The following is a 26,566-nucleotide window of genomic DNA, read 5'->3' as shown; positions in this document are numbered from 1 at the left end:
TATACGCGGCGCCTCCAGCCTGATTCTTTTGGCTGGGGGCGTTTTTTTTGTCTCGAAATTTTTGGATTGAAAAGGGTGCTTGAGCATCATTGGGAAAAGTGGCTTTTTAGCGGACGTCGGCAAGGACTGCCGATTGGGCGTGAAGATTTTTACCATGCTCTATTTCTAATCTATACCACTGGGTGGTATGTTTTTGGGAAGGGATGCCTTATGAGGCTCAGGCTGTTCAAAACGCGGAATTTTGCTATCGCAGCCAGCAAGGCCTGGATATGTGATTCGGAATTGAGGGAAGCTTTCACCGAAATGCTTGGCGGCCAAGCCGATAATTTGGGCGGCGGTGTTTGGAAAAAGCGTTTGAATCAGAACCGACATCGTTCAATTGTCTTGGCCAAGGGTAGGCATTACTGGGTTTATCAATTGCTATTTGCCAAGCAGAACCAAAGCAATATCAGTCAAAGCGAACTGGTTTGGTTTCGGTCGCTGGCTAAGACTTATGAAGGTTTCAGCGAAGCGCAGATTCAGCAGATGCTGGATCTCAGGGAGTTTGTGGAGATACATCATGACCAAGAAATATAAAAGTGAGGCGTTTGAGTCCATTCATCAATCCGCCGAAGCGCTTTATGCCATAGGCGCCATTAATAAAACGACTCTTCGTGAGTTCGACGAGGCATGCCTTGCGGATATCCCGGCACAAATCCCGGCCGAGCAAATCAAACAACTGCGCGAGCGCAGCCACGTCAGCCAACCTGTCTTTGCCCGCTACTTGAACACCAGCGCCTCCACGGTGAAGCAATGGGAGTCAGGTGAGAAAAGGCCCAGCGGCATGGCGCTCAAGCTGTTGAGCATCGTGCAGAAGCACGGTTTGGAAATCCTGGCCTGAGGATGGCCCGTTGCCAGATCCCACTGAACCCTCACGAACGCCCAAGGTCGATTAGCTTGTACGGCTCACACGAGCCGATTTTCAGGAGCTAAACCCATGGATATCATTCGCATCATCATCGCCATTCTGCTGCCGCCACTGGGTGTGTTCCTGCAAGTGGGTTTCGCTGGCGCGTTCTGGCTGAATATTCTGCTGACCTTGTGCGGCTACATTCCGGGCATCGTGCACGCCGTGTATATCATCGCCAAACGTTAACAGGCCTCAGCCTTTCGCGATCAGCCGTGAGTTGCGCTCATTGCGAAAGGCCAGTTGCTCGATGGTCTGGGTGGCATGCTCCGCTTCCTCGCGGGCCTGGAGGATCATCCCGTGATGCTCCGATTTGCTGCACACCGGGTCGGCGTTGCTGGCATCTCCGGTCAGCATGAACGCCTGGCAGCGGCAGCCACCGAAGTCCTTTTCCTTCTCGTCGCATGAGCGGCATGGCTCGGGCATCCAATCATAGCCGCGAAAGCGGTTGAAGCCGAACGAGTCGTACCAGATGTGTTGCATGCTGTGGTCGCGAACGTTGGGAAATTGCACCGGCATCTGTCGGGCACCGTGGCACGGTAGGGCAGTGCCGTCCGGGGTCACCGTCAGAAAGATACTGCCCCAGCCATTCATGCAGGCTTTCGGGCGCTCCTCATAGTAATCCGGCGTGACAAAAATCAGCTTGCACGGGTGGTCTTCGGCTTCGAGCTTGGCGCGGTACTCGTTGGTGATGCGTTCGGCGCGCACCAGTTGTTCCTGGGTCGGCAACAGGCCGACCCGGTTGAGCTGGGCCCAGCCGTAGAACTGGCAGGTGGCAAGCTCGACAAAGTCCGCTTCCAACGCAATGCACAGCTCGATGATGCGGTCGATCTTGTCGATATTGTGCCGATGGGTGACGAAGTTCAGCACCATCGGGTAGCCATGGGCTTTCACCGCCCGGGCCATTTCCAGTTTCTGTGCGAAAGCCTTTTTTGACCCCGCCAGCAAGTTGTTCACCTGCTCGTCGCTGGCCTGGAAACTAATCTGGATATGGTCCAGCCCAGCCTTCTTGAAGTCGCTGATCTTCTGCTCGGTCAGGCCGATGCCGGAGGTGATCAGGTTGGTGTAAAAACCGAGTTTGCGCGCCTCAGCGATCAGTTCGGCGAGGTCCTGGCGCACCAGCGGCTCACCGCCGGAAAACCCCAGCTGCGCAGCGCCCATTTCCCGGGCTTCGCGAAATACCTTGATCCACTGTTCAGTGCTCAGCTCCTTGCCCTGCTCGGCGAAATCCAGCGGGTTGGAGCAATACGGGCATTGCAGCGGGCAGCGGTAGGTCAGCTCGGCCAGCAACCAGAGCGGCAGGCCGATTTCCGGCTTGGGTGGCAGGTCAGGCAAGTTCGATCCAGTGCTGAGCACGGGCAACCTCCATGAATTGCTCGATGTCTTCACCGAGTTCGGGCACACCCGGGAATTGCTGGTCCAACTCGGCGATGATCGCGCTGACGTCGCGCTCGCCATCGATCAAACCACCGATCAATGCGGCGCTGTCGTTGAGCTTGATCATGCCTTCCGGGTACAGCAGCACATGGCCTTTTTGGGCCGGTTCGTACTGGAAGCGATAGCCCTGGCGCCAGGTCGGTTTTTTGCTGCGATCGAAGCTCATAGGGTGATCCCCTTATGCCATACACGCTGATCAGTCACGCTGTGGTACGGCGGGCGTTTCAGTTCGTAAGCCATGCTCATGGCATCGAGCATGCTCCAAAGAATGTCCAGTTTGAACTGGAGAATTTCCAGCATGCGCTCCTGGCCTTCGCGGGTGGTGTAGTGCTGCAGGGTGATGGCCAGACCGTGCTCCACATCCCGGCGGGCCTGGCCCAGGCGGGTGCGGAAATACTCATAGCCAGCCGGGTCGATCCATGGGTAATGCTGTGGCCAGCTGTCGAGGCGCGACTGGTGGATCTGCGGCGCGAACAGCTCGGTCAGGGAACTGCTGGCGGCTTCCTGCCAGCTGGCGCGGCGGGCGAAGTTGACGTAGGCGTCTACCGCAAATCGTACGCCGGGCAGTACCAATTCCTGGGAGCGCAGTTGATCCGGGTCCAGGCCGACTGCCTGGCCCAGGCGCAGCCAGGCTTCGATGCCGCCGTCCTCACCGGGGGCACCGTCGTGATCCAGCAGGCGCTGGATCCACTCACGACGGATCTCCCGGTCCGGGCAGTTGGCCAGGATCGCGGCGTCCTTGAGGGGAATGTTCACCTGATAATAAAAGCGGTTGGCGACCCAGCCCTGGATCTGTTCGCGGGTGGCACGGCCTTCATACATCGCCACGTGATACGGGTGATGGATATGGTAGAAGGCGCCCTTGGCCCGCAGGGCCTGTTCGAACTCGGCGGTGGTCAGCGGTATGTCAGTCATTTGGTTCGCTCCTACAATTCAATGCTCATGCCGTCGTACGCCACTTCCACATTGCGCCGCAGCAACTCGGCTCGCTCGGGCGAGTCCTCATCCAGGATCGGGTTGGTGTTGTTGATGTGGATAAGCACCTTGCGCTGCTTGGGCAACTGCTCCAGCACTTCCAGCATGCCGCCGGGGCCGTTTTGTGCCAGGTGGCCCATCTCGCGGCCAGTGCGGGTGCCGACGCCACGGCGCTGCATTTCGTCGTCATCCCACATCGTCCCGTCCACCAGCAGGCAATCGCTGTCGGCCATGATCTCCAGCAACGGCCCGTCGACCTTGCCCAGGCCTGGGGCGTAGAACAGCTTGCCGCCGGTGCGCAGGTCTTCGACGATCAGGCCGATGTTGTCGCCCGGGTGTGGGTCGAATCGGTGAGGCGAGTAGGGCGGTGCTGCGCTGCGCAGGGGCAACGGCGTAAAGCGCAGGTTGGGGCAGGCGGGAATCGTGAAGCTGGCGTCCAGCTCGATGCGGTTCCAGGCCAGCCCGCCGTTCCAGTGGGTCAGCATGGTGAACAGCGGGAAGCCGGTGCTCAGGTCTTCATGAACCATGTCGGTGCACCACACCTGGTGCGGGCAGCCTTCGCGCAGGCTGAGCAGGCCGGTGGTGTGGTCGATCTGGCTGTCCATCAGGATGATTGCGCTGATGCCGGTGTCCCGCAGGGCGCGGCCGGGTTGCATCGGGGCGAACCCTTGAAGCTGGGCGCGAATGTCCGGCGAGGCGTTGCACAAGACCCAGTTCACGCCGTCATCGGAAATCGCGATGGACGACTGGGTGCGCGCCTCGGCCCGCAGGCTACCGTCGCGAAAACCTGCGCAGTTCACGCAGTTGCAGTTCCATTGCGGGAAACCACCGCCCGCGGCGGAACCTAGAATCTGGACAAACATGGCCGCTCCATTACACACAACTCAAAAATAAAAACGCCCCGGGCGAGCCGAGGCGTTGCATTGCGATACAAAGCCAATCAGCGGCTGGCAAAGTACATGGTGACTTCAAAGCCGATACGCAGATCAGTGTAAGCAGGTTTGGACCAAGTCATGTTCTTACTCCTACGAAGGGATGGGACGTTTACTACCAAGTAATACATATAGTCCACCTCCAAGCGGAGATGTTCAGATGTGTGCGTGTGAATGTTACGTACTTCTTTTGAAGATAGCGCTGTCCTGTGGGAAAAAGCCTTTTACCGAAGCGGCAATGATCAGCCTGATCATTGCCGGAGACCGGCGCTGCGCGGGCCATTGGCCACGCAGTGCCAGCCGCCTGCAGCCGCATTGAGTTGCTGTGCGGCGTCCATTAAATCCTTGCGGGTGCGGGTCTGGATGAAATCTTGCAACTGATTGATGTAATCCGACGGGTGGCCCGCCAAATGGGCGTGCCAGAGCAGTTCAGCGGCTTGGGCGGTGGGCAGGGCATCGAGGGCAAATTGCCGGGCCAGATTACCCGGCAGTTCGCTGCTGTTGATCAGGGCGGGCAGCTGTTTCAGGAACGTTTGCAGATGATCGAGAATTTGCGCAAGGGAGGCGCTGGGAGATTGCACCCCGAACAGCAGCCCGGTTTGCCCATTGAACTGTCGGATGCCGCTGAACACCGCGTAGCCCAGTTGCAAATCGACCCGTAGGCGCTGGTAGAACGGCGCCTGCATCAGGTGTGCAAGCAAACGCCAGCATGCTTCGTCGGCCAGGGATTGGGTCGGTGTCGGGCAGAACAGCAGCAACGCGGCGTCGGTGGAATCGGTACTTACCTCGTGCCAAAAGTGCTGGCCGCCGGATGAAGGACGTTCAGTGATGGCCGTTGCCGGTTGGCCGGGCAGTTTCCCGGCAGCAGTTTTAATGGCCTCTTCGCAGCTGGCGGGCAACCCTACTGCAAGCCCTTGCCAGCGGGCCGTTGACCATCGGTCCTGGTGAGGTGGTGGGCTGGCGGGCGTGATGCCTGCGCAACAAGAGGGTAATGCCTTGAGTAACTGCCGGATGGCCATTGCCGGTGCCGCACGGGTGGGTGCTCCAGCTTTTTCATCAAGCTGGGTCAGGCTGCGCGCCACTTCTGCCAATACCGCCGGCATGGGATCGTGGAGCCCGACCATTTTCAGTTGCCAGTGATTGCCATTGGTCTCGAAGGCAAGTTCGACGCCCGCTTGGCTAGCGTTCTCGCGCAGGCGTGGGAAAAGGTCTGTGGGTAGCTGCGAATCCAGCTGCCAGCGCAGGTAAATCGCCCCCTCGTCTGTGTCACCTGGCAACGCCTGGCTGAAGGTCAGCGCCGAAAGATCCTTTCGTCCACGGGAGCGATCCTGGGCGAACGTGCGCAAACCACGATGGGCGCTGGTTTGGCCGCGAATCAGCCCAGGGCGTTCCTCCCGGGCTGCCGGACGCAGGAACGGATTGTCAGGTGGCAGTTGCCAGGCGTGCCGGGACGGCGGCAGTTGCAGCGAGTCCAGCAGTGCCTTGAGGGACGTGGCGCTGTGCTCGGACAGGACCGGCTCGTTGTCTTGCCGGGCCAGTGCCAGGGCGCCGCTGACCTGGCGTTTGCGCGCGAGCAGCAAGGCGTACTCTTCCCGCAGCAGCGTCCAATCACTGTGTGCGAAAAAGCTTAACCAGTCGTGCAACAGTTCTTCGATCACGGTGGTTTGCCGGGCACCGAGCGTGTCCAGGGTGAACTTGATATCCAGCAGCGCCTGGCCGGCGAACTGATACAGCACCGTCGCGCTGAGGGCGCTGACCCACTGTCGCGCCTGCAACTCGGCGAGCAATCCACCCGGGGCCGAAGCGTTCAGCCACAGGCACAGGAAATCCAGCGCTTCAGGGGATGCTTCGCTCACCACCACCTGATGCCAGTGGTGCTCATCGGCGTGTTGAAAGGTCCGTTGAATGCCGGCCAGCAATGCTGGCGCGGGCTCCTGTGGCTTCAGCGGTGCAGTCTTCAACGCAGCGCCAAACTGCTTCGCCAAAGCCTCCAGCTCCGCCAGTGACTGAGGGCCCGCCAGGCTCAAGGTCATCTGCCCGGTCTGATAGAAGCCTTCATAAAAATCCCGCAACGCTTGCTGAAAATCCTCACGCTCCACCGGCAAGCTATCCCGGTTGCCCGCATGAAACGCCCGCAGCGGATGATCCGCCGCAACGCCTTGCAGCAACGCCTGTTGCTGTTGGGCCGTGGCATCTTGCGACCAGGCGATAAATTCCGCGTGCAACACTTCACGCTCACGCAACTGGTCTTCCGGGGCCAGGCGCGGATGGGCGAGCATATCCCCCAGGCGCTCCAGCGCCGCATCAAATGCCGGAACCGGCACCTCAAAGAAAAAGTCGGTAGTGCGTTCGCGAGTGCTGGCGTTGACCTGGCCACCCTGACGCTGCACGTAAGCCATCAGCCCTTCATTTGCAGGAAAACGCTCAGTACCCAGGAACAACAGATGCTCAAGGAAATGCGCCAGTCCCGGCCACGCCAAGGGCACATCGTGGCTGCCCGCTGCAACGCGCAAGGCCGCCGCGCAGCGCTTCAAACGCGGCGCATGATGCAAGGAAACCTGCAGGCCGTTGGCCAGGGTCAATTGAAGGTGATGAGGGTGGGCCGGCGCAGGCATGGGCACTTCCGAAACGTAGGAAGTGCCTATGCTAGCGCAAACCTGCCCGATCAGTGCTTGTGCAACGCACCGTAGAGCTCCGGGCGACGGTCCAGCAGGTAGCGATTGGCCGCGCGGGAGTCGACCATCAGTTGGCGATCCAGAGTGCCGACAATCAACGCTTCATCAAGGCCCGCCTGGGCAATCCGCTGGCCATCCGGTGCGGCGATGCTGCTTTGCCCGCAATACTGGATCTCGCCTTCCTGGCCGCAGTAATTGGCGTAAGCCACATAACACTGGTTTTCAAAGGCCCGCGCCCGCACGGTGACATCGGCGACGAAATCGAAGGGCACCATATTGGCCGTCGGCACCAGGATCAACTCCGCCCCGGCGAGCGCCAGGCGCCGGGTGTTCTCCGGGAATTCCAGGTCATAGCAAATCAGGAACCCCAGCTTCCAGCCGTTCAACTCCACCAGCGGAAACTCATCGTCTCCGGGGCTGAACATCGAGTGGTCGAGGTCGCCAAACAGGTGGGTCTTGCGGTAGTTGCACAGGCGCTGGCCGTTGGCGTCGATCAACTGCACGGCGTTGTAGATCTGCCCGTCAGCCCCGCGTTCCGGATAACCATAGAGAATCGCCACACCCGAGTTTTTCGCCAGCGCAGCGATGGACTGCGCAGACGGGCCGTCCTGAGCTTCCGCCAGGGCGCCGACCGCTTCTACGCCGATGTTATAGCCGGTGAGAAACATCTCCGGCAGCACCAGCAGGTCGGCGTCGGTAGCCTCTTGCGCCAGTTGATGCAGGCGCTTGAGATTGCCGGCCACGTCCAGCGGCAAAGGCGGGCATTGATACAGGGCGACACGCATGGGCAACTCCTTACTCGGGCAGTGCGATCGGCCCGATTTCATCGAACACATCGCCCGGCCCCGGGTTCTGTGGGTGAGTGCTGCCGCCGAAGTGAGTCATGATGCCCCACACCGCGTTCAGCGAGGTTTGCACCGCGCCTTCAACCCACGCAGGCGTCCAGGATACGTCGTCACCGGCAATGAAAATACCGCGTTGCTCTGCCGGCATGTCCTTCTGCATGAAGTGCGCGTACATCCGCTGGTTGTAGCGATAGTGGCCAGGCAGCGCGCCCTTGAAAGCACCGAGGAAATGCGGGTCGGCTTCCCACGACACAGTGATCGGATCGCCGATGATCCGCGCGGCAATGTCGACTTTCGGGTAAATCTTTTTCAGCGCATCGAGGGCCAGTTTTACGCGCTTTTCGATCGGCTGCGGCAGCATTTTCAGCGCATCGCTCATCCACGAGTAGGACAGGCAAATCACCCCAGGCTTGTCGTCGCCATTGTCGAACAGATAGGTGCCACGGGTCAGGCGGTCGGTCAGCGTCATGCTCATCAAATCGCGGCCGGTTTCCGGATCCTTGTCCTTCCAGAATGGCCGGTCGACCATCACGAAGGTCTTCGACGATTGCATGTAGCGGGTGCGGTCGAGGGCCATCCACATCTTTTGCGAAAACAAGGTTTCGTCGCACTCGATCTGGGTGGTCAGCAGCCAGCTCTGGCAGGTGGTCAGCACGGCGGCGTATTCACGGGTGTCGCCGTAGTTGTCGGTGACAGCGAAACGGCCGTCGGGGGCGTGGGCAATGCGCTTGACCCCGGCCCGTGGCGCGCCGTGGTGCAAGGAACTGAGGCTGGTGCCTTCGGGCCAGTGGGCACATCGCTCCGGCACATGGCGCCAGATGCCCATGGGTACCTGGGCGACGCCGCCGACCACCAGGTGCTGGTGGTCGTCGCAGTTGGTCATCACCACGCGGAAGATTTCCAGCATCGAGTTGGGGAAGTCCGAGTCCCAGCCGCCGGTGCCGAAGCCGACCTGGCCGAACACTTCGCGGTGATGGAAGGACAACTTGGCGAACGCCTTGGAGGTGGCGACGAAGTCGTAGAAGGTGCGGTCGTCCCACAACGGAACCAGCGTATTCCACAGCTCTTTCAGGCGCGGTACGTCACGGTCGCGGATGGCTTGCTGGATATCGGCGAACTGCGATCCGGCTTCCAGGGCGTCGGCCCAGGCGTCAGCCACTTCCTGGAACAGTGCAGGAAGGTCGGCGAGTTTCTGTGCGTAGTGAGTCTGGCCCTCGAGGTCGATGACCGTGCTGCCGGAAGCGGGCGTCAGCGGGTTGGGAAACGGTTTGGTCTCCAGCCCGAGTTTGTCCACGTAGTGATAAAACGCGGTGGACGACACCGGGAAGCGCATACCACCCAGCTCGGCAATGATGCCTTCGGCGCCTTCAAACGCCTGGGAACGCAGGCGGCCACCCATTTTCGAGGCTTCGTACACCACCGGTTTCAGGCCCAGCTTCATCAGCTCGTAGGCGGCCACCAAGCCGGCAATCCCGGCGCCGACGATCGCCACTTCGGCGCCATGGTTGGCCGCTGGAATGCTGCCCAGACCGGCCGGGTGCTCGATCCAGTCATCGAAGGCGAACGGGAAGTCCGGGCCAAAGATGGTGATCGGTTTTTTACCGTTGGCAGGGTGGCGATTGGGCTTGCTGATGGTGCTGGAAGGAATGCTCATGGCTGACCTTGCTGGCGACTCGGCGGGGCGCGACCCGCTGAGTATAGGAAAAGATGGCAGCCATTCTAGGGAGCGTAGCGTTCGTTAATAAGACGCAATGTGTCGTCGGATTGAATTGTTTTTAGTCAGAGTGACGAAGGTGCTGGTCAGATTGGTTGCCCGCGATCCAGTTTGTTACTGAGGATGATCGAGGTGGTGGTCTTCTCTACACCGTCGACACTGCCGATCTGGTCCAGCAGTTGATCCAACTGCTCCGGCGAATCGGTGCGCAGCCAGGCCACGTAATCGAACTCGCCGCTGACCGCACACAGTTGCTGAACCTGCGCCATGGCACTGATCCGGCGCAGCACTTCCTTGCCCGAGCGCGGTTGCACGGTAATCCCCACGTAGGCCTGTAAACCGCCATCCACCACCCGCTGGCTCAGGCGTACGCCATAGCCGGTAATCACTTGGGTTTTTTCCAGGCGCGCCAGGCGCGAGGTGACGGTGGTGCGCGCGATGCCCAGTTGCCGGGCGAGCATGGCCACGCTTTCGCGGGCGTTGATCTGCAACGCGGCGATCAACTGGCGATCGATTTCATCGAGGACGGGAGGGTGAGAGGCGGGCAAGGTGTTCTCCGGCGCGGGCATCAATGGGCAAGCATGTTACAGGCTCATTCCCCTTGATGCTCGCGGCGGCGTTTGGCTCAGTTGTGCAGGAACTGCGGGTAGTTGTCCGGGGTGACCAGCTGGGTCGGAACCCATACATCGCCTTGCAGGGCGGCGTGCTTGATCAGCATCAGCGCCGCGTCCACCGAGCCCGCACCGATCGCCACCGGGTCGCGGAATACGGTCACTGCCAGTTGGCCTTTCTTCAGCGCCTGCAAACCGTCCGGCGTGCCGTCGATGCCGCCCACCAGAATGTCCTGGCGCCCGGTCTGGCGCAGGGCCATGGCGGCGCCAATGCCCATCTCGTCATTGTTGGAGGCCACGGCATTGATGGTCTGGCCCTTGGTCAGCCATTCATTCATCAGGTCCATGCCTTTTTCCCGCTGCCAGTCGCCGGACTGTTCTTCAACGACTTTGATCTCGGGGTACTTGGCCAGCACATCCTTGACGCCACTGGTGCGTTTGCCGGTGTCGCTGTGGGCGAGGCGCCCGAGGATGATCGCCAGGTTGCCTTTGCCGCCCATCTTCTCGGCCAGGTATTCCATCTGCATCCGGCCAATCGCGCGCTCGTCGGTGCCGACGAACACGACGCCCGGCGGGAAGGTTTCAACCTCGGGGCGACTGTTCATGTACACCAGCGGGATCCCGGCGGCGTTGGCCTTTTCGGTGATTTTACGGGTGGCGGCGGTGTCGGCCGGGTTGACGATGATCGCGTCGACTTTCTGGCTGATGAAGCTTTCTACTTGGTTCAACTGGCGGACCACGTCGCTGGCGGAATCTTCCACCTGCAGCTTGACTGCATCGGGCGAGGCCTTCGCTCGGTCCTGCATGGCCTGCACCAGGTAGGAAACGTAGTTATCAAACTGTCCGACCGATACCCCAATGCGCAATTCAGCATGGGCAGCGGTGGACAGCAACAGGGCACAGGCACAGCCAAGCAGGCGCTTCATGACAGGTTCCTTTTTATTGTTTTAGTGCGACAAAGATTCTGAAACAAACATTATTGGAAATAAAATTCCACTTCAAGTAAGCCCCAGAATTTATTTTCGCCGCTGATCGAACACTTTAATTTGGGTCAGATTGTTAAAAGTAACTATTTGGTACATTATTTCCCGTTAGGTATACGGGAAGGACGTTTGCGAAATGAATAACTTTGGGGCTGCCACCGGCAGCAGATTTTTGCTGATGGGGCTGGGCCTGCTGATCGCGTTGATCGGCCTGGGTTTGGCGGGCGGTGGCGGTTACCTCGTGGCGCTGGGTGGCAGTTGGTATTTCCTGCTGATGGGCCTGGCGATGCTTGTCTCCGGCGTGCTGATCGCCAAGCGCAAGCCTCAAGGCGCGTGGCTATACGCCGTGGCCTTGGTGCTGACCGCGATCTGGGCAGTGTGGGACACGGGCCTGGAATACTGGCCTTTGGTGTCGCGGGTCCTGACCTTTGCCGTCATCGGCCTGGTGGTCGCACTGATTTATCCACAACTCGCCCGCGCCTCGGGGTCGACTCCCGGGCGTGGTGCTTATGGCGTCGCCGGGCTGCTGGGCCTTGGCGTGGTCGCCACCCTGGCGTACATGTTTGTGCCGACTCACGTGGTCAAGGCCAGCAGTGAGCCTGCGGTGACTGCGGTGACACCGGGCACCGAGCAAAAAGACTGGGCCCACTGGGGCAATACCACCGCCGGCAATCGGTTTGCCGCGCTGGACCAGATCAACAAAGGCAACATCGACAAGTTGCAGGTGGCCTGGACCTTTCACACCGGCGACATCCCTGAAAGCAACGGCGCCGGCGCCGAAGACCAGAACACCCCGCTGCAGATCGGTGACAGCGTTTACGTGTGCACCGCCTACGGCAAAGTCTTCTCCCTGGATGCCGACACCGGCGCCCAGCGCTGGAAATTCGACCCACAGGGCAGCGGTCCCAACTGGCAGCGTTGCCGGGGCCTGGGTTATTTCGACAGCAGCGCCAGCGAGCAACCGGCCAGCGCTAAAGCCTGTGTGAAACGTCTGTTTCTGCCGACCGGCGATGCCCGGTTGATTGCGATCAATGCTGAAACCGGCGCGCCCTGCGAAGACTTCGGCGACCACGGCACCATCGACCTGAAAACCGACATGGGCGAAGTGAAGGCTGGTTATTACCAGCAAACCTCGACGCCACTGGTGGCGGGCAATGTGGTGATCGTCGGCGGCCGCGTGGCAGACAACTTCTCCACCGGCGAACCGCCAGGCGTGGTGCGCGCCTTTGACGTGCACAGCGGCGAACTGGTGTGGGCCTGGGACCCGGGCAACCCGAACACCACCAAACGGCCACCTGCGGGCGAGACCTACACCCGGGGTACGCCGAACGTGTGGTCGGCCATGTCCTACGACGCGAAGCTCGGCCTGGTCTACCTGCCCACCGGTAACGCTACCCCGGACTTCTTTGCCGGTGAGCGTACTGCCTATGACGACAAGTGGAGTTCCTCCATCGTCGCCATCGACGTGAAGACCGGCCAGGTGCGCTGGCACTTCCAGACCACGCACCATGACCTGTGGGATTTCGACCTGCCGGCGCAACCGCTGCTCTACGATATTCCGGATGGAAACGGCGGCGTACAGCCGGCCCTGGCTCAAGTCACCAAGCAAGGTGAAATCTTCCTGCTCAACCGCGAAACCGGCGTGCCCATCGCCCGGGTCGAAGAGCGTCCGGTGCCTCAGGGCAATGTGCCCGGCGAGCGGTATTCGCCGACCCAGCCGTTCTCGGTGGACATGCCGTCGATTGGCAATCAGCAACTGACCGAATCCGATATGTGGGGCGCCACACCGTTTGACCAGTTGATGTGCCGCATCCAGTTCAAAGGCATGCGGCATGAGGGCGTCTATACGCCGCCTGGCCTGGACCGGGCGCTGCAATTCCCGGGTTCGCTGGGCGGTATGAACTGGGGCAGCGTGTCGGTGGACCCGAACACCAATTACATGTTCGTCAACGACATGCGCCTGGGTTTGGCCAACTACATGATCCCGCGCGACAAGATCGCAGCCGGTGCCAGCGGCATCGAGATGGGTGTGGTGCCGCAGGCCGGTACGCCGTTTGGCGCCATGCGTGAGCGCTTCCTCTCGGCAGCGGGCATTCCGTGTCAGAAACCGCCGTTCGGCACGATGTCTGCGATAGACCTGAAAACCCACAAGCTGATGTGGCAAGTGCCGGTGGGCACGGTTGAAGACACCGGGCCGCTGGGCATCCGCATGCACATGCCGATTCCGATTGGCATGCCAACCCTCGGCGCGTCGCTGGCGACCCAGTCTGGCCTGTTGTTCTTCGCCGGTACCCAGGACTTCTACCTGCGCGCGTTCGATACCGGCAACGGCAACGAAATCTGGAAGTCCCGGTTGCCTGTCGGTAGCCAATCCGGGCCGATGACCTACGTGTCGCCCAAGACGGGCACGCAGTACATCGTGCTCACCGCCGGCGGCGCGCGACAGTCGCCTGACCGCGGGGATTATGTGATTGCCTATGCGTTGCCCAAGAAATAGGGCCTGAAAAAGCCGCACGGATGTGCGGCTTTTTTTTGCGGCTTAGCTCACGTCAGCCAGCAGGCACCGGGCAAAGAGTTGCGGCACGGGAAGGTTACGTTGGCTGTAGCGGCTCAGCAGGATGATTTCCCGGTGAAAGGTCAGTTCGCCCAGCGGGATGACCCGCACCTGCGGGGATCGGTCCAGCCAGAGTCCCGCGTGGGGAACCAGTGAAACGCCCAGCCCGCATTCGACCATCTTGACGAGGGCTTCTATCTCGTCCAGCTCCAGCGCAACCTGCACGTCCAACCGCTGTTCCCGCAGAAAACGACTGACCAGCCGCCCGCCAAACGAAGCACGGTCGTAGCGCACATGGGGCTTAGCGGCGAGCAGCTGCAGCGGGTCATCACCCTTGACCGTTTGCGGCACGATCAGCACAAACGGCTCCTTGCGCAGCACCTGCACGTGCAGCTCCTTGGGCAAATCAAAGGGCGGGCGAATGATGATCGCCGAGTCCAGTTCGCCCGCGTCCACCTGGCTGAGCAGCTCCAGGGAAACCCCCGGCACCAACTTGCACTCCACCGTCGGCGCCGCGTGTCGCAGGCGCACCAGGGCTTGGGGTAGCAGGCCGGTCTGGGCGGTGGTGATGGCGCCGACTTTCAACTCGCCACGGTATTCATTGGCGTCCACCGGCACGGCCATGCGGTTAAACGTCTCGAGAATTTCCTTGGCCAGCGGCAGCGCGCGGATGCCCGCCGCATTCAGCGTGGCCTGGCGCCCGGTGCGATCGAACAACTGCACGCCAAGCACCTGCTCCAACTGGCGGATCTGCGCGCTGACCGCCGACTGCGTCAGCCCGATGTGCATGCCCGCTGCGGCGAATGTGCCATGGCGGGTGACGGCAATAAAAGTTTTCAGTTCCCGCAGCATGGGCGTCTCGATTGATCGAAATAATTTGAGCTCGATGCGAAAACTATCGTCTTTCCATCGGTTACGGCAAGGCTAGACTCGGAAGGACTTAATACCCACAGAGGTTAGACCTGATGGCACTGGCTCCTTTTCACCTGGCAATTCCGGTATTCGACCTGGCGGCTGCGCGGCAGTTTTACGGTGAGGTGTTTGGCCTGAAGGAGGGGCGGGCCAGTGATCACTGGGTCGACTTCGACTTCTTCGGCCATCAACTGGTTATTCATGAGCATCCGAAAACTGCTTCTCAAGAGGCGGCGCACACCAATGCAGTGGACGGCCACGATGTGCCGGTGCCGCATTTTGGCGTGGTGCTGAGTTGGGATGATTGGCATGCGCTGGCCGAGCGTCTGCAGGCGCGCAACACCCGGTTTGTGTTGGAGCCGCATATTCGCTTCAAGGGCCAGGTGGGTGAGCAGGCGACGTTGTTTCTGTTCGACCCTTGCGGCAATGCGCTGGAGTTCAAGGCGTTCAAGGATATTGGGCAGTTGTTTGCCAAGTGAGGGGGCGTCGATGAATCAATTCGCCCCGCAGCTCGCGCAGATCTGCCAGCCGTTTGATGCGATGTTGGGTGTTTCATGTGGGATGTTGGCGCCGGTGGGGTTGCAGGTGATTGGGGCATTTAGAGGGGATGCGCCGTTGCTAGGTACGGCGCAAGTCATTGTTGATGCGCTGGTAAGTTGAGAATCAACCGGGGCACAAAAACTGACATTAGTTCGCTGGCGAAGCGGCGATAGACGTAGTCATCATATTTTTCGCATGAGCCCGCTCAGAAATGAGCGGGCTTTTTCATTGGTGTGTCTTGTGTGTATAAAAAGTGCTGCAGGACACCTTCGGTGTGTAAGACACACACTGTGGAGCAGCTGCAATGAGACGCAGAGAGGTGATTGACTCGCTGATGGCGGATGGATGCTTTGAGGTAGCGGTGAAAGGCAGTCACCATCAATTCAAGCACCCAACCAAGCCAGGCAGGGTGACGGTACCTCATCCTAAATCAGAGATAGCCAAGGGTACTTTGCACAGCATTTTGAAATCAGCAGGCGTTAAGTGATGACCGTAGGTTATGTGGTGAATGATCCCGCTGCGGCTCATTCAAAGGAGGAAAAATGAAATTTCCAGTGGTGATACACAAAGACGCTGATTCAGATTACAGCGTGACAGTCCCGGACGTTCCAGGTTGCTTTTCGGCCGGCACTACGTTCTCGGAAGCTCTGGATAACGTCCGTGAAGCCTTGGCGCTGCATCTGGAAGGATTGGTTGCTGATGCGGAGCCGCTTCCCCAGGCGAGAGAAGTCGACTTCCACTTGGAGAATCCCGACTTTGCTGGTGGGGTGTGGGCGGTAATCGACTTTGATCTCACTCCTTACCTCGGCAAGTCTGTGAGGTTCAACGCCTCATTGCCGGAGCAGCTGTTGAATCGTATCGATGAGCGAGTGCAAAAAGACCATCGCTATGCCTCACGCTCAGGGTTCCTCGCGACGGCCGCGCTGCGCGAACTTTCCGTTTGATAACGGGCTGAGAGAAACACACAGTACAAAAAAGGCTTACGCCGCAATGCGTAAGCCTTTCTTTTATCCGAGGTGGTGTGCTCAGCGAGACTACGACCCCTTGCACACCTTCGCAGCAGCAGGATCGTTCGGGATGAACGAGTCCGGCGCGCCAGGCTTCAGCACCACGTACCCGCGTCGCCACGGTTGATCGTCCACCAGATTCCAGCGATGGCCTGTGCCGGTATTGTCTTCGGCAATCAGCACTTCACCCGGGTGCAGCGTGAACTTCTCACCGCCGCGCGTCACGAACGCCAGCGTGCCGGACAGCGTCATCACGTACTGAGGCTCCGGGTCGTTATGCCAGCTGTAGGAAGAGTGCGCCGCAGTTTGCTTGAAGTGAATAGCAGTCACGTCATTGCGCATGCTCTGGTCGATGGTGCCTTCCAGTACGTGGGAGTTGTTGTCGGCGCCCGTGCACAGCTTGAATGCCTTGATGGTGTCAGTGTTGGAGGGGGCGGCTTGTGCGCCGCTCAAGGTGGCGAGGGTGATTGCGACGGTGGCCGCGGCACGCATGCCCAGGCTGTGGATTGGGTTGTGCGGCGAACGTTTCTTCGGATGCATGGAACAAGTTTCCCTCGTGCTGGAGTGGCGTTGACTGGGAATCATGGTCTTAGCCGTAGCCGTGCGGGACAACTAACTAATGTTTCATGGCTGAACGCCTCAGGCGCCAGAAACGACAAAGCCGCGCAATGCGCGGCTTTCAAGATGGTGGGCCCAGTAGGACTCGAACCTACGACCAAGGGATTATGAGTCCCCTGCTCTAACCAACTGAGCTATAGGCCCTCAGTAGGCCGCGGATTATAGCGATGGTTTCTTCGCTGTGCCATCCGAAAAGTCCGAAACACTCATGCGAAGGAACGTCGCGGCGAAAACGTCCGGCGGCAGCGGCAGGCTGACGATGTAGCCTTGCATCTGTTCGCAGCCTTCAGCCGCCAGGAACGCTTGCTGGGCAGGCGTTTCCACGCCTTCGGCGATAATGGTGAATTGCATGCTGTGGCCCAGGGCAATGATGGCGCGCACGATGGCCGCGTCGTGTGGGTCATCGGGCAGGCCGCGGACGAAGGATTGGTCGATCTTCAGGAAGTCCAGCGGCAGGCGCTTCAGGTAGCTGAGGGACGAGTAGCCGGTGCCGAAGTCATCAATGGCCAGTTGCACGCCCAGGCCCTTGAGTTGGTGCAGCACCTCCAGTGCTTCCTCGGCCTGGCTCATGATGAAGTTTTCGGTGATTTCCAGTTGCAGGCAGCCGGGCTCGAGGTGGTTGTCCCGCAGCAGTTGTTCGATGCGTGCGAGCAGGTTGGGGTGGCGCAGTTGCGCGCCGGCGAGGTTGACGGACAGTGGGCCGAAGTCATCAAAGACCTCTCTCCAGTCGTGCATTTGCCGGCAGGCCTGTTCCAGTACCCAGTCGCCAATCTGCAGGATCATGCCGTTCTCTTCGGCCAGTGCGATGAAGTGCTCGGGCGGCACTTCGCCAAAGGTGGGGTGGAGCCAGCGAATCAGCGCTTCGGCGCCGATCAGTTGTTGGGTGTTGAGGCTCAGTTTTGGCTGGTAGTAGAGGAACAGTTCGTCGCGCTCGATCGCCCGGCGCAGTTCGTGCTCCAGCGCCACCCGTTCGTTGGCCTGGGCGGTGAGGTCCTCGGTGTAGCTTTCGACGCGGTTGCGGCCTTTGGCCTTGGAGCGGTACATGGCGGCGTCGGCGTTTTTCACCAGGGTCGCGACGTCGACGCCGTCCCGTGGGTACAGGCTGGTGCCGATGCTGGCGCTGATAAAGAACTCATGCTCGCCCGCCTGGAACGGCGGGGTGAAGCAGGCCAGCAGTTTATTGGCCAGGTGTTCGGCGTCGCTGGCTTGTTGCAGGCCGGGCAACAGGATGATGAATTCGTCGCCGCCCAGGCGCGCAACGGTGTCGACGTCACGCAGTTGGTCCTTGAGGCGCACCGCGATGTCCTTGAGCAGCAGGTCGCCAATCGGGTGGCCGAGGCTGTCGTTGATGTGTTTGAAACGGTCGAGGTCGAGGAACAGCACGGCGCCCTGGCTGCCGGTTTCCTGTTGATGGTTGAGGGCGGCCTGCAGGCGGCTTTCGAACAGGGTGCGGTTGGGCAGGCCGGTCAGCGGGTCGTGGTGGGCCTGGTAATCGAGGCGCGCCTGGGCGTGCTTGAGGCTGGAGATGTCGGCAAACACGGCGACAAAGTGGGTGATCGACTGCTCACGATTGCGCACCGCGCTGATGGTCAGCCAGCTGGGGTACAGCTCGCCGTTCTTGCGTCGGTTGGAGATCTCGCCCTGCCAGTGGCCGTTGGCTGTCAGTTGGTGCCACATGGCCGCGTAGAAGGCGCTGTCGTGCAGGCCGGAGGCAAGCAAACGCGGGGTTTGGCCGAGGGCTTCGGCTTCGCTGTAGCCGGTGATCTCGCTGAAGGCGCGGTTCACGGCGCTGATGTTTTGCCGGGTGTCAGTGATCAGTACGCCTTCAGCCGTGCTCTCGAAGACGGTGGCGGCCTGTTGCAGTTTTTCCTGCATCAGTTGGCGCTCGGTGATGTCCCGGGCGATGGTCAGCATGCAGTCCTCATCGCCGATGGGCAGTGGGCGGCTGGAGACTTCACACAAGCGAATCTCGCCGTCGTTGCGGCGGATGTGGCAGACAAAGTCGCGGACAAACCCATCCCGTTGCAGGCGCTCCAGCATCTCCTTGCGTTCGTTCAGGTCGACCCAGATGCCGAGGTCCAGGGTGGACTGGTCCAGTGACATCACGCTGTTGAAGCCGGTTATGCGGCTGAAGCCTTCGTTGACCTCAATCAGCAGGCCATCGCTTTGGCGCGACAGCAGCAGGCCATCGGGCGAGGCGTGGAAGGCCTTGGCGAACTTCTCTTCAGAGGTTTGCAGGCGCTGCTGGGTTTCTTTCAGTTGGGTGATGTCGCGCACCACCACCACCAGGGCTTCGATGGTGTCGAGTTGAAACGGTTCGGCGGAAATCAGCCCGGTGAAGGCCTGGCCGTTGCTGCGCAGGAACGGCATTTCCAGGTTGCGGATGCTGGTGGTCTGTACCCGTTGCAGCAGGCCGGGGCCTACACCTTGAATGCCCCAGATATTCAGTTCGGTGGCGGTTTTTCCCACGACTTCTTCGGCGCTCAGGCCGATCTGGTCTTCGAAGGCTTTATTGACCTCCATCAGGCAGCCGTCGGACAGCCGGGCGATCACCAGGATGTCCGGGCATTGCTGGAATACCGAGGCAAATTTCTGCTCCGAAAGCTGCAACGCTTCCTCGGTGCGCTTGGCTTCGCTGATGTCGATCATCAGGCCGCGCAGTACCGGCTCGTGGCCGTGTTCGATCAGGCTGACGATATCCCGCACCCACAGGCAGCGGCCATCGGCGGTGATCACCCGGTAGTCGACACTGTGGTCGCGGTTGGCTCGGGTTTCTGCGTAGCAATAGGACTCTGTGCGGGTCAGGTCGGCGGGGTGAATGATGTTGCGCCAGAAGCCCGGGATCAGCCAATGGGCCCGCGGATAACCCAGCAGTTCCTCGGCGTGGGGCGACACGTAGCTGTAGGTGAAATCGCTGATGCTGGCTTCCCAGGCGATCGCGGAAAGGCTCTCCACCAGGCCACGATAATGGTATTCGCTGCTGCGCAATTCCTGTTCGAGGGCGACCCGGCGGGAAATCTCCGAGCTGAGCCGGCGGTTGATCCGGATAACCACGGCCAGCACAGTGCTCAGTAACAGCACTGCGGGCAGCCCGTAGAGCAGCACGTCGGTCCAGAGTGTGCGGTGGTCGATGACATTGCCGACCCAGCGTTGCTGGATAGCCTCGGTCTCGGCCGGGCTGATGTCGGCCAGGACTTTATCGAGGATGCCTACCAGCATCTTGTCGTCCTTGGGTACGCCCATGGCCAATTGATATCGGTAGGGCGTTTCGCCACTGACGTATAAGCCTTCCAGCTTGAGCTGGCGCAGGCTCCATACGCTGGACGCCAGGTCGCCGACTACCGCATCGACCTTGTCGGTGGCCAGGGCCTGCAGCGTTGAGCTGACGTTGGGCATGGCCACCAGGTTGAGGTCCGGGTGGTGAGTGCGCAGCAGTTCGTGAGGGGCGTAGTTTTCCACCACGGCCACCTTCAGCCCATACAGGTCCTTGAGGTTGCGCGGTTGCGGGCCGCCTTCATGGGCGAGGATGACAATGGGGAAGTCGAGATAAGGCCGGGTAAACGACAGAAAGCCCTGGCGTTCCGGCGTGGACATGATGCCCGGAAGCAGGTCGAGTTGGTTGTTGCGGGCCTGCTCCAGCACCGCGCTCCAGTTCACCGGCTCAATCAGCTTCAGCCGGACCCCAAGGCGATCCTGCATCAGTCGCACGTAATCAGCGGCCAGGCCCTGGTAACGACCGTCTTCATCGCGGTATTCAAAGGGTGGCCAAGACGCATCGACGCCCAGGCGCAACTCTTGGTGGTCCGCCAACCAGACACGCTCTTCATCAGTGAGAGTCAACGCGCCAGCCGTTGCGGTCCAGGTCAGCAGCGACAGCAGTAACACGGTCGGCAATCTGGGCATAACGGTCTCGTTATGGCACGGGGAATGTTTCGAGTGTAGACGGGCATTGCGGGGGAGGTGAGGCGGGGAGAATTTAAACTGTAGAAAGCAAAAACCCCGGCCTGGGCCGGGGTTTTTGTGATCACTCGTCGAGGAAGGAGCGCAAATGCTCGCTTCTCGTCGGGTGGCGCAGCTTGCGCAGCGCCTTGGCTTCGATCTGACGAATCCGCTCACGGGTAACGTCGAACTGCTTACCAACCTCCTCAAGGGTGTGGTCGGTATTCATGTCGATGCCGAAGCGCATGCGCAGTACCTTGGCTTCACGGGCAGTGAGGCCGGACAGTACGTCGCGAGTCGCTTCTTTCAGGCTCTCAACGGTAGCCACATCGATTGGCGACTGCATGGTCGAGTCTTCGATGAAGTCACCCAGATGGGAGTCTTCGTCATCACCGATCGGGGTTTCCATGGAGATCGGCTCTTTAGCGATCTTCAATACCTTGCGGATTTTATCCTCAGGCATTTCCATGCGTTCGCCCAGCTCTTCCGGGGTCGGTTCGCGACCCATTTCCTGCAACATCTGCCGGGAAATACGGTTGAGCTTGTTGATCGTCTCGATCATGTGCACCGGAATACGGATGGTGCGGGCCTGGTCGGCGATCGAGCGAGTGATCGCCTGACGGATCCACCAGGTGGCATAAGTCGAGAACTTGTAGCCGCGACGGTATTCGAACTTGTCCACAGCCTTCATCAAGCCGATGTTGCCTTCCTGGATCAGATCGAGGAATTGCAGGCCACGGTTGGTGTACTTCTTGGCGATGGAGATCACCAGACGCAAGTTCGCTTCAACCATCTCTTTCTTCGCGCGGCGGGCCTTGGCCTCACCGATCGACATGCGACGGTTGATGTCCTTGATCTCGGCAATCGTCAGACCGGTTTCGGTCTGCAATGCAGTCAGCTTCTGCTGGCAACGAACGATGTCGGCCTGGAAACGACCAATGGCTTCAGCGTATTTGCTTTTGCCTTTGGCCAGTGCGTCGGTCCAGCTTTCGTCGACTTCGTTGCCCGGGAACTGACGCAGGAAATCGGCACGCGGCATGCGCGCATCACGGACACAGAGCTGCATGATCGCACGCTCTTGTGCACGCAGACGCTCAAGGGCGCTACGAACCCGCTCAACCAGGCCTTCGAATTGCTTCGGTACCAGTTTGATCGGCATGAAGAGTTCAGCCAGGGCCAGCAGTTCAGCAGTTGCCTGCTTGCTGCCGCGACCGTGCTTCTTCAGGGCCTTGCGGGCCAGTTCCATCTGATCGGAGACCGCGCCGAAACGCTGGGCTGCGATGATCGGATCCGGACCGCTTTCGACTTCTTCTTCGTCATCGGTGCTGGCTTCAGCTTCGTCATCATCGGTATCGTCGTCTGCTTTCGCAGCCTTGGCATCGATCGGTGGCGGAACTTCAGCCGCAGGTGGCGCAATGCCGTCGTCCGGGTCGATATAACCGCTCAGGACGTCGGACAGGCGGCCACCTTCGGTGGTGACGCGAGTGTACTCGGAGAGAATGTGGTCAACCGTGCCTGGGAAGTGCGCGATTGCGCCCATCACTTCACGGATGCCCTCTTCGATACGTTTGGCGATTTCGATTTCGCCTTCACGTGTCAGCAGCTCTACCGTACCCATTTCGCGCATATACATGCGCACAGGGTCAGTCGTGCGACCGATGTCGGTCTCGACCGCTGCCAACGCGGCGGCTGCTTCTTCAGCGGCTGCCTCGTCGGTATCGGCGTCGGCCAACATAAGGGCGTCCGCATCCGGAGCACTCTCGTGTACGGGGATCCCCATGTCATTAATCATGCGGATGATGTCTTCCACCTGCTCTGGATCTGAAATATCCTCAGGCAGGTGGTCGTTGACCTCTGCGTAAGTCAGATACTTCTGCTCACGACCAAGGGTGATCAACTCTTTGATACGAGACTGCTGTTGCGCTTTTCCGGACATAACACCCTATCCACTGAAGGTCTTGGCGGGCAAAAAACAAGCCGAGGATTATACCCGAGCTATGACCTCACACGCCAGCTGAGGTCGGGTTTGATGCGGAAACATTGCGACTTAAAAGGTCGCGCAGTTGATTTTTCTCTTCGGCGGTCAATTCACTCTGACGCGCTTTTCGAAGAAGTTGTTCCAGGTTTCGCTCGCGTTGACGAGCTACCAAGCTAGTAATGGTGTCGAAAAACTGTTGTTCAAGGTTATCGCCATCAATCAGCCATTCCTTTTCTGCCAATGCCTTCAGCAAGCGGCCCTGTTCAGTGCCGTGCCAGCGTGCAATCAGCTGGAATGAGTTTAGCTTAGGATTCTTCTGTACGGCTTCGAGCAGGGCCACCAACAGTTGTGTATTGGTGTGGTCTTCGGCCGCAAAGTGCCCCGCGTCTTCGACTTTTTGTGCCAGCTGCGGGTGGTGCAATAACGTACGCAGGGCCGCCATGGTGGGTGGCTCTACTGCTGCTGGGACGCGCGGGCCGCGCGGTTCGTCACGGTCACCGCCACGTTTACCGTTTTTGTCCCAGGGTTTCTTGTCCCATTTCTTGCCGCCGGCGCCGGGTTTCTTCGGTGTCCACTCCTGCTGGGGCGTGTAGGCCTCCTGCGGTTGGTGGAAGTCGGAATAGTCCGGCATGGCGTCGTAATCCATGCCCGGGTCGTAGGCCGGCGGTGCCTCTTGCGGTGCGCTGTGCACCAGCTGGCTGACGGCCTCGCCACTCAAACCGGTAATTTCCAGCAGGCGCTGACGCATCAGCGTCCGCAGGTTGGCCCCCGGAACCTTGTCGATCAGCGGTGCCGCGAGGGTGACCATGTGGGCCTTGCCTTCGAGGGAGCGCGGGTCGGACTCTTCGGTCAGTTGCTGGAAAAAATAATCGGCCAGCGGTTGTGCATGTTGGTTGATGCGCGCGCGGAACGCGTCGGTGCCTTCGGAGCGGACCAGGGTGTCCGGGTCTTCGCCTTCGGGCAGGAACAGGAAGCGCGCGCGCCGCCCGTCCTGCAGGCTCGACAGCGTCGATTCAAGGGCGCGCCATGCCGCATTGCGGCCAGCCTGGTCGCCGTCGAAGCAGAACAATACGTTGGGCACCACGCGAAACAGGCGCTTCAAGTGTTCTTCGCTGGTCGCGGTGCCAAGGGTGGCCACGGCGTTGCGCAAGCCTTGCTGGGCCAGGGCAATCACGTCCATATAGCCTTCAACCACGATGATTTCGTCGAGGTTGCGGTTGTTCTTGCGCGCTTCAAACAGGCCATAGAGTTCCTGGCCTTTGTGAAACACCGGGGTTTCCGGTGAGTTCAGGTATTTGGGCTTGTCGTCCCCCAGCACTCGGCCGCCGAACGCGATGATACGACCGCGACTGTCACGGATCGGGAACATCACCCGGTCGCGGAAACGGTCATAACGCTTGCCGGTCTCGGCGTTTTCCACCAGCAGGCCGGCGTCGATCATGGCCTTTTGCTGCAGGGTGTCGCTGCTCAGGTGCTTGTACAGATTGTCCCAGCCGGGCGGGGCGAAGCCGAGGCCGAAGTCGCGGGCGATTTCACCGGTCAGGCCGCGGCCCTTGAGGTAATCGACGGCGGCTTTGCGCTGCGGGTGGCTTTTCAGCGCCTGGCGGTAAAAGTCGGCGGCGGCGGTGAGCAGCGGGTACAGCGGCGAATCGGTGGGTTGTCGCGGTTTGTGCGGGCGGCCACTTTCTTCGCGGGGATTTCCATGCCGGCGGCTTTCGCCAGTTCCTCGACGGCCTGGGGAAAGTCCAGGTTGTCGTGGTCCATGATGAAGCCGAGGGCGTTGCCGCCGGCGCCGCAGCCGAAGCAGTAGTAGAACTGCTTGTCGGGGCTGACGCTGAACGACGGCGTCTTTTCCTTGTGGAACGGGCAGCAGGCGGTGTAGTTCTTGCCGGCCTTTTTCATTTGCAGGCGCGAGCTGACAACATCGACGATGTCGGTGCGGTTCAGAAGGTCGTCAATAAAGCTCTGGGGAATTAGCCCGGCCATGGCGTTCTCGTCATCACTGCGTGTAAAAGAGGGCCCGCAACGTGCTCAAGGCACGCAGGGTGTGCGGCTCGATCAACTGTCGTCTGCTTGGTCTGTCAGGAAGTGTATCTGCCGAACATTCACTGACGTTAGTTCCGATCAGTGCCCGGCGTAGAAATGTTGCCCGGGAGTCCGGTCTTGGCCATGTGGGGGCCTCGGAAGCTCAACGGTGGGCGCAGCCGACCTGTTGATCGCCTGTTAAAAAATAAGTGTGCTCGTCAGTAGCCTTGTTAGGCTCGTCAGAAGAGACGTGCACCGCTGGCAAAAGAGCCAGTCCTGACGTGTGAAGCAGTTCGTTTCAGTCGCATGTGCGGCGTCAACGGTGAAGCATCAAGCGATATCCGCAAATGCCAACAGCCCGGCTGAGGGCCGGGCTTGGCAGAAGCTTGCTACGAACGTCTGTGTATTAGTACAGACGAACGGCGCGGCGCTGCTCGCGCTGAACTTTCTTGGCGTGACGCTTAACAGCGGCTGCTGCTTTACGCTTACGCTCAGAAGTTGGCTTCTCATAAAATTCGCGGCTACGAACTTCAGCCAGAACACCGGCTTTTTCGCAGGAGCGCTTGAAACGACGCAGAGCTACGTCGAAGGGTTCGTTCTCTTTTACTTTGACGGCTGGCATCCAGAGCTACCTTCTTTCATTACCGGGAATCAACGTTCTCGTCGCAAAAAATTCGCGGCTGAGGTCGTCGGTTTTTAAGGGTTGCGGATGTTAACCCCTCATTGCCCGGAATGCAAAGCCTCTGATCGAAAACCGCTAGTCGGGAGGGGGAGCGACGACTATTATGCGCGCCTTCGAATTCAGCCTCTACAAGGCGCAAACCCATGCTAGTTCTGGGATTAGAAACCTCTTGCGACGAAACCGGTGTCGCACTTTACGACAGTGAACGCGGGCTTTTGGCCGACGCACTGTTCAGTCAGATCGACCTGCATCGTGCCTATGGTGGCGTGGTGCCGGAGCTGGCCAGCCGTGACCATGTCAAACGCATGCTGCCTTTGATTCGCCAGGTGTTGGACGAGGCGGGCTGCGTGCCGACCGAGATCGACGCCATTGCTTATACCGCAGGCCCCGGATTGGTCGGAGCCCTGCTGGTTGGGGCCTCTTGCGCCCAGGCGCTGGCCTTTGCCTGGGGTATTCCGGCCCTCGGCGTGCACCACATGGAAGGCCATTTATTGGCGCCGATGCTGGAAGAAAATCCGCCGCAGTTCCCGTTCGTCGCTTTGTTGGTCTCGGGTGGCCATACGCAGCTGGTTCAGGTGGACGGAATCGGCCAGTACACGCTTTTGGGCGAAAGCCTGGACGATGCCGCCGGTGAAGCATTCGACAAGACTGCGAAGATGATGGGCCTCAATTATCCAGGCGGCCCGGAAATCGCGCGGCTGGCGGAAAAAGGCATCCCGGGGCGCTACACCTTCCCGCGTCCGATGTGTGATCGCCCGGGCCTGATGTTCAGCTTCAGCGGCCTGAAAACCTCTGCCCTGAACACCTGGCAGCAGAGCGTCAGCGCCGGAGACGACAGTGAGCAAGCCCGTTGCGACATCTCTCTGGCGTTCCAGCAGGCCGTGGTGGAGACTTTGACCATCAAGTGCAAGCGGGCCCTGAAGCAGGCGGGTATGAAGCGCCTGGTGATCGCCGGCGGCGTCAGCGCCAACAAGGCATTGCGCAGCTCACTGGAGAAAATGCTCGGGGACATGAAGGGCGATGTGTTTTATGCCCGTCCCGAATTCTGCACCGATAACGGCGCGATGATCGCCTATGCCGGTTGCCAGCGCTTGCAGGCCGGCCAACATGAGAGCCTGGCTATCAGCGTGCAGGCGCGCTGGCCGATGGAGCAGTTGCCGCCGTTGTAATCGGCAACGTGAGCCAGGTTCGGC

General features: G+C 60.2%; 23 protein-coding genes, 1 tRNA gene and 2 pseudogenes. 9 read left to right on the top strand and 17 right to left on the bottom strand.

Annotated elements, in window-relative coordinates; genetic code table 11:
• The first annotated feature begins 210 nt into the window (after positions 1-210).
• The 3 genes from JFV30_RS26265 to JFV30_RS26255 all read left to right on the top strand — a co-directional run bounded on the left by JFV30_RS26265 (position 211) and on the right by JFV30_RS26255 (position 1,135).
• Positions 211-576 (top strand): type II toxin-antitoxin system RelE/ParE family toxin, encoded by a 366-nt coding sequence (locus tag JFV30_RS26265; protein WP_201125525.1) that lies wholly within the window; start codon positions 211-213, stop codon positions 574-576.
• Positions 560-880 carry a helix-turn-helix domain-containing protein gene (locus JFV30_RS26260; RefSeq protein WP_063026725.1) on the top strand — a complete coding sequence of 107 codons (321 nt, stop codon included), beginning with the start codon at positions 560-562 and terminating at the stop codon, positions 878-880. Before JFV30_RS26265 ends, JFV30_RS26260 begins: the two co-directional genes overlap by 17 nt.
• A gap of 96 nt (positions 881-976) precedes the next feature.
• Positions 977-1,135 carry a YqaE/Pmp3 family membrane protein gene (locus JFV30_RS26255; RefSeq protein ID WP_003211049.1) on the top strand — a complete coding sequence of 53 codons (159 nt, stop codon included), beginning with the start codon at positions 977-979 and terminating at the stop codon, positions 1,133-1,135.
• 6 nt (positions 1,136-1,141) lie between these two features.
• On the opposite strand, the gene pqqE is transcribed toward JFV30_RS26255, so the two are convergent.
• The 10 genes from pqqE to JFV30_RS26205 all read right to left on the bottom strand — a co-directional run bounded on the left by pqqE (position 1,142) and on the right by JFV30_RS26205 (position 11,061).
• Positions 1,142-2,281: a pyrroloquinoline quinone biosynthesis protein PqqE gene (gene pqqE, locus JFV30_RS26250; RefSeq protein WP_201126244.1), complete on the bottom strand. Its 1,140-nt coding sequence runs from the start codon at positions 2,279-2,281 to the stop codon at positions 1,142-1,144.
• Positions 2,274-2,549 carry a pyrroloquinoline quinone biosynthesis peptide chaperone PqqD gene (gene pqqD, locus JFV30_RS26245; RefSeq protein ID WP_177043234.1) on the bottom strand — a complete coding sequence of 92 codons (276 nt, stop codon included), beginning with the start codon at positions 2,547-2,549 and terminating at the stop codon, positions 2,274-2,276. Before pqqD ends, pqqE begins: the two co-directional genes overlap by 8 nt.
• Positions 2,546-3,298 carry a pyrroloquinoline-quinone synthase PqqC gene (gene pqqC, locus JFV30_RS26240; protein ID WP_010167412.1) on the bottom strand — a complete coding sequence of 251 codons (753 nt, stop codon included), beginning with the start codon at positions 3,296-3,298 and terminating at the stop codon, positions 2,546-2,548. The genes pqqD and pqqC overlap by 4 nt, the downstream gene beginning before the upstream one ends.
• Before the next feature lie 11 nt (positions 3,299-3,309).
• On the bottom strand, positions 3,310-4,221 hold the full coding sequence (gene pqqB / locus JFV30_RS26235) for a pyrroloquinoline quinone biosynthesis protein PqqB (RefSeq protein WP_201125524.1): 912 nt from the start codon (positions 4,219-4,221) through the stop codon (positions 3,310-3,312).
• Between the two features lie 77 nt (positions 4,222-4,298).
• Positions 4,299-4,373, bottom strand: a complete 75-nt coding sequence (gene pqqA / locus JFV30_RS26230) for a pyrroloquinoline quinone precursor peptide PqqA (protein ID WP_003194766.1) — start codon at positions 4,371-4,373, stop codon at positions 4,299-4,301.
• Between the two features lie 168 nt (positions 4,374-4,541).
• The gene (pqqF, locus tag JFV30_RS26225; RefSeq protein WP_201125523.1) at positions 4,542-6,905 is read right to left on the bottom strand and encodes a pyrroloquinoline quinone biosynthesis protein PqqF; all 2,364 of its coding nucleotides are present in this window, start codon (positions 6,903-6,905) and stop codon (positions 4,542-4,544) included.
• 50 nt (positions 6,906-6,955) lie between these two features.
• Entirely contained in the window at positions 6,956-7,750 is a 795-nt protein-coding gene (locus JFV30_RS26220; RefSeq protein WP_201125522.1) for a carbon-nitrogen hydrolase family protein, read from the bottom strand.
• A 10-nt stretch (positions 7,751-7,760) separates the two neighbouring features.
• Positions 7,761-9,443, bottom strand: a complete 1,683-nt coding sequence (locus tag JFV30_RS26215) for a flavin monoamine oxidase family protein (protein ID WP_201126243.1) — start codon at positions 9,441-9,443, stop codon at positions 7,761-7,763.
• A gap of 167 nt (positions 9,444-9,610) precedes the next feature.
• Positions 9,611-10,093 (bottom strand): Lrp/AsnC family transcriptional regulator, encoded by a 483-nt coding sequence (locus JFV30_RS26210; protein WP_050543199.1) that lies wholly within the window; start codon positions 10,091-10,093, stop codon positions 9,611-9,613.
• Positions 10,094-10,149: 56 nt separating this feature from the next.
• A complete protein-coding gene (locus JFV30_RS26205; protein ID WP_201125521.1) occupies positions 10,150-11,061 on the bottom strand; it encodes a sugar ABC transporter substrate-binding protein in 912 nt (303 codons plus the stop codon).
• A gap of 193 nt (positions 11,062-11,254) precedes the next feature.
• Here JFV30_RS26205 and JFV30_RS26200 point away from each other — a divergent pair, with 193 nt between their 5' ends.
• A complete protein-coding gene (locus JFV30_RS26200) occupies positions 11,255-13,615 on the top strand; it encodes a glucose/quinate/shikimate family membrane-bound PQQ-dependent dehydrogenase (protein ID WP_201125520.1) in 2,361 nt (786 codons plus the stop codon).
• Between the two features lie 42 nt (positions 13,616-13,657).
• Here JFV30_RS26200 and JFV30_RS26195 read toward each other — a convergent pair whose 3' ends face one another.
• Positions 13,658-14,524, bottom strand: coding sequence for a LysR family transcriptional regulator (locus JFV30_RS26195; protein ID WP_201125519.1), 867 nt, complete (start codon positions 14,522-14,524; stop codon positions 13,658-13,660).
• Positions 14,525-14,637: 113 nt separating this feature from the next.
• Here JFV30_RS26195 and JFV30_RS26190 point away from each other — a divergent pair, with 113 nt between their 5' ends.
• From JFV30_RS26190 to JFV30_RS26175, 4 genes and pseudogenes are all read left to right on the top strand, one after another.
• On the top strand, positions 14,638-15,063 hold the full coding sequence (locus JFV30_RS26190) for a VOC family protein (protein ID WP_201125518.1): 426 nt from the start codon (positions 14,638-14,640) through the stop codon (positions 15,061-15,063).
• A 16-nt stretch (positions 15,064-15,079) separates the two neighbouring features.
• Positions 15,080-15,244: pseudogene (locus tag JFV30_RS26185) on the top strand (amidase); the annotation flags it as partial.
• Positions 15,245-15,428: 184 nt separating this feature from the next.
• Positions 15,429-15,611 (top strand): type II toxin-antitoxin system HicA family toxin, encoded by a 183-nt coding sequence (locus JFV30_RS26180; protein WP_201125517.1) that lies wholly within the window; start codon positions 15,429-15,431, stop codon positions 15,609-15,611.
• A 55-nt stretch (positions 15,612-15,666) separates the two neighbouring features.
• Positions 15,667-16,068 (top strand): type II toxin-antitoxin system HicB family antitoxin, encoded by a 402-nt coding sequence (locus JFV30_RS26175; RefSeq protein WP_201125516.1) that lies wholly within the window; start codon positions 15,667-15,669, stop codon positions 16,066-16,068.
• Positions 16,069-16,158: 90 nt separating this feature from the next.
• Here JFV30_RS26175 and JFV30_RS26170 read toward each other — a convergent pair whose 3' ends face one another.
• From JFV30_RS26170 to rpsU, 6 genes and pseudogenes are all read right to left on the bottom strand, one after another.
• A complete protein-coding gene (locus JFV30_RS26170; RefSeq protein WP_201125515.1) occupies positions 16,159-16,671 on the bottom strand; it encodes a hypothetical protein in 513 nt (170 codons plus the stop codon).
• Between the two features lie 145 nt (positions 16,672-16,816).
• A tRNA-Ile gene (locus JFV30_RS26165) sits at positions 16,817-16,893 on the bottom strand.
• A 15-nt stretch (positions 16,894-16,908) separates the two neighbouring features.
• Entirely contained in the window at positions 16,909-20,652 is a 3,744-nt protein-coding gene (locus tag JFV30_RS26160; RefSeq protein ID WP_201125514.1) for a bifunctional diguanylate cyclase/phosphodiesterase, read from the bottom strand.
• Positions 20,653-20,773: 121 nt separating this feature from the next.
• Positions 20,774-22,624, bottom strand: a complete 1,851-nt coding sequence (rpoD, locus tag JFV30_RS26155; RefSeq protein WP_010167380.1) for an RNA polymerase sigma factor RpoD — start codon at positions 22,622-22,624, stop codon at positions 20,774-20,776.
• 67 nt (positions 22,625-22,691) lie between these two features.
• A pseudogene (dnaG, locus tag JFV30_RS26150) lies at positions 22,692-24,652 on the bottom strand (DNA primase).
• A gap of 445 nt (positions 24,653-25,097) precedes the next feature.
• A complete protein-coding gene (gene rpsU, locus JFV30_RS26145; protein WP_002551877.1) occupies positions 25,098-25,313 on the bottom strand; it encodes a 30S ribosomal protein S21 in 216 nt (71 codons plus the stop codon).
• Positions 25,314-25,516: 203 nt separating this feature from the next.
• On the opposite strand from rpsU, the gene tsaD reads away from it, so the two are divergent.
• A complete protein-coding gene (gene tsaD, locus JFV30_RS26140) occupies positions 25,517-26,542 on the top strand; it encodes a tRNA (adenosine(37)-N6)-threonylcarbamoyltransferase complex transferase subunit TsaD (protein ID WP_010167287.1) in 1,026 nt (341 codons plus the stop codon).
• The last annotated feature ends 24 nt before the right edge of the window (positions 26,543-26,566 follow it).

The organism is Pseudomonas sp. TH32, from assembly GCF_016650855.1.
Classification (GTDB): Bacteria; Pseudomonadota; Gammaproteobacteria; order Pseudomonadales; family Pseudomonadaceae; genus Aquipseudomonas.
The sequence above is the reverse complement of the archived record's forward strand: the minus strand, read 5'-3'. Positions and strand labels throughout refer to the sequence as shown.

Coding starts and splice junctions, on each gene's coding strand:
- JFV30_RS26265 (WP_201125525.1), top strand. CDS start 211: ATGAGGCTCAGGCTGTTCAAAACGCGGAATTTTGCTATCGCAGCCAGC.
- JFV30_RS26260 (WP_063026725.1), top strand. CDS start 560: ATGACCAAGAAATATAAAAGTGAGGCGTTTGAGTCCATTCATCAATCC.
- JFV30_RS26255 (WP_003211049.1), top strand. CDS start 977: ATGGATATCATTCGCATCATCATCGCCATTCTGCTGCCGCCACTGGGT.
- pqqD (WP_177043234.1), bottom strand. CDS start 2,549: ATGAGCTTCGATCGCAGCAAAAAACCGACCTGGCGCCAGGGCTATCGC.
- pqqC (WP_010167412.1), bottom strand. CDS start 3,298: ATGACTGACATACCGCTGACCACCGCCGAGTTCGAACAGGCCCTGCGG.
- pqqB (WP_201125524.1), bottom strand. CDS start 4,221: ATGTTTGTCCAGATTCTAGGTTCCGCCGCGGGCGGTGGTTTCCCGCAA.
- pqqF (WP_201125523.1), bottom strand. CDS start 6,905: ATGCCTGCGCCGGCCCACCCTCATCACCTTCAATTGACCCTGGCCAAC.
- JFV30_RS26220 (WP_201125522.1), bottom strand. CDS start 7,750: ATGCGTGTCGCCCTGTATCAATGCCCGCCTTTGCCGCTGGACGTGGCC.
- JFV30_RS26210 (WP_050543199.1), bottom strand. CDS start 10,093: ATGCCCGCGCCGGAGAACACCTTGCCCGCCTCTCACCCTCCCGTCCTC.
- JFV30_RS26205 (WP_201125521.1), bottom strand. CDS start 11,061: ATGAAGCGCCTGCTTGGCTGTGCCTGTGCCCTGTTGCTGTCCACCGCT.
- JFV30_RS26200 (WP_201125520.1), top strand. CDS start 11,255: ATGAATAACTTTGGGGCTGCCACCGGCAGCAGATTTTTGCTGATGGGG.
- JFV30_RS26195 (WP_201125519.1), bottom strand. CDS start 14,524: ATGCTGCGGGAACTGAAAACTTTTATTGCCGTCACCCGCCATGGCACA.
- JFV30_RS26190 (WP_201125518.1), top strand. CDS start 14,638: ATGGCACTGGCTCCTTTTCACCTGGCAATTCCGGTATTCGACCTGGCG.
- JFV30_RS26180 (WP_201125517.1), top strand. CDS start 15,429: ATGAGACGCAGAGAGGTGATTGACTCGCTGATGGCGGATGGATGCTTT.
- JFV30_RS26175 (WP_201125516.1), top strand. CDS start 15,667: ATGAAATTTCCAGTGGTGATACACAAAGACGCTGATTCAGATTACAGC.
- JFV30_RS26170 (WP_201125515.1), bottom strand. CDS start 16,671: ATGCATCCGAAGAAACGTTCGCCGCACAACCCAATCCACAGCCTGGGC.
- JFV30_RS26160 (WP_201125514.1), bottom strand. CDS start 20,652: ATGCCCAGATTGCCGACCGTGTTACTGCTGTCGCTGCTGACCTGGACC.
- rpoD (WP_010167380.1), bottom strand. CDS start 22,624: ATGTCCGGAAAAGCGCAACAGCAGTCTCGTATCAAAGAGTTGATCACC.
- rpsU (WP_002551877.1), bottom strand. CDS start 25,313: ATGCCAGCCGTCAAAGTAAAAGAGAACGAACCCTTCGACGTAGCTCTG.
- tsaD (WP_010167287.1), top strand. CDS start 25,517: ATGCTAGTTCTGGGATTAGAAACCTCTTGCGACGAAACCGGTGTCGCA.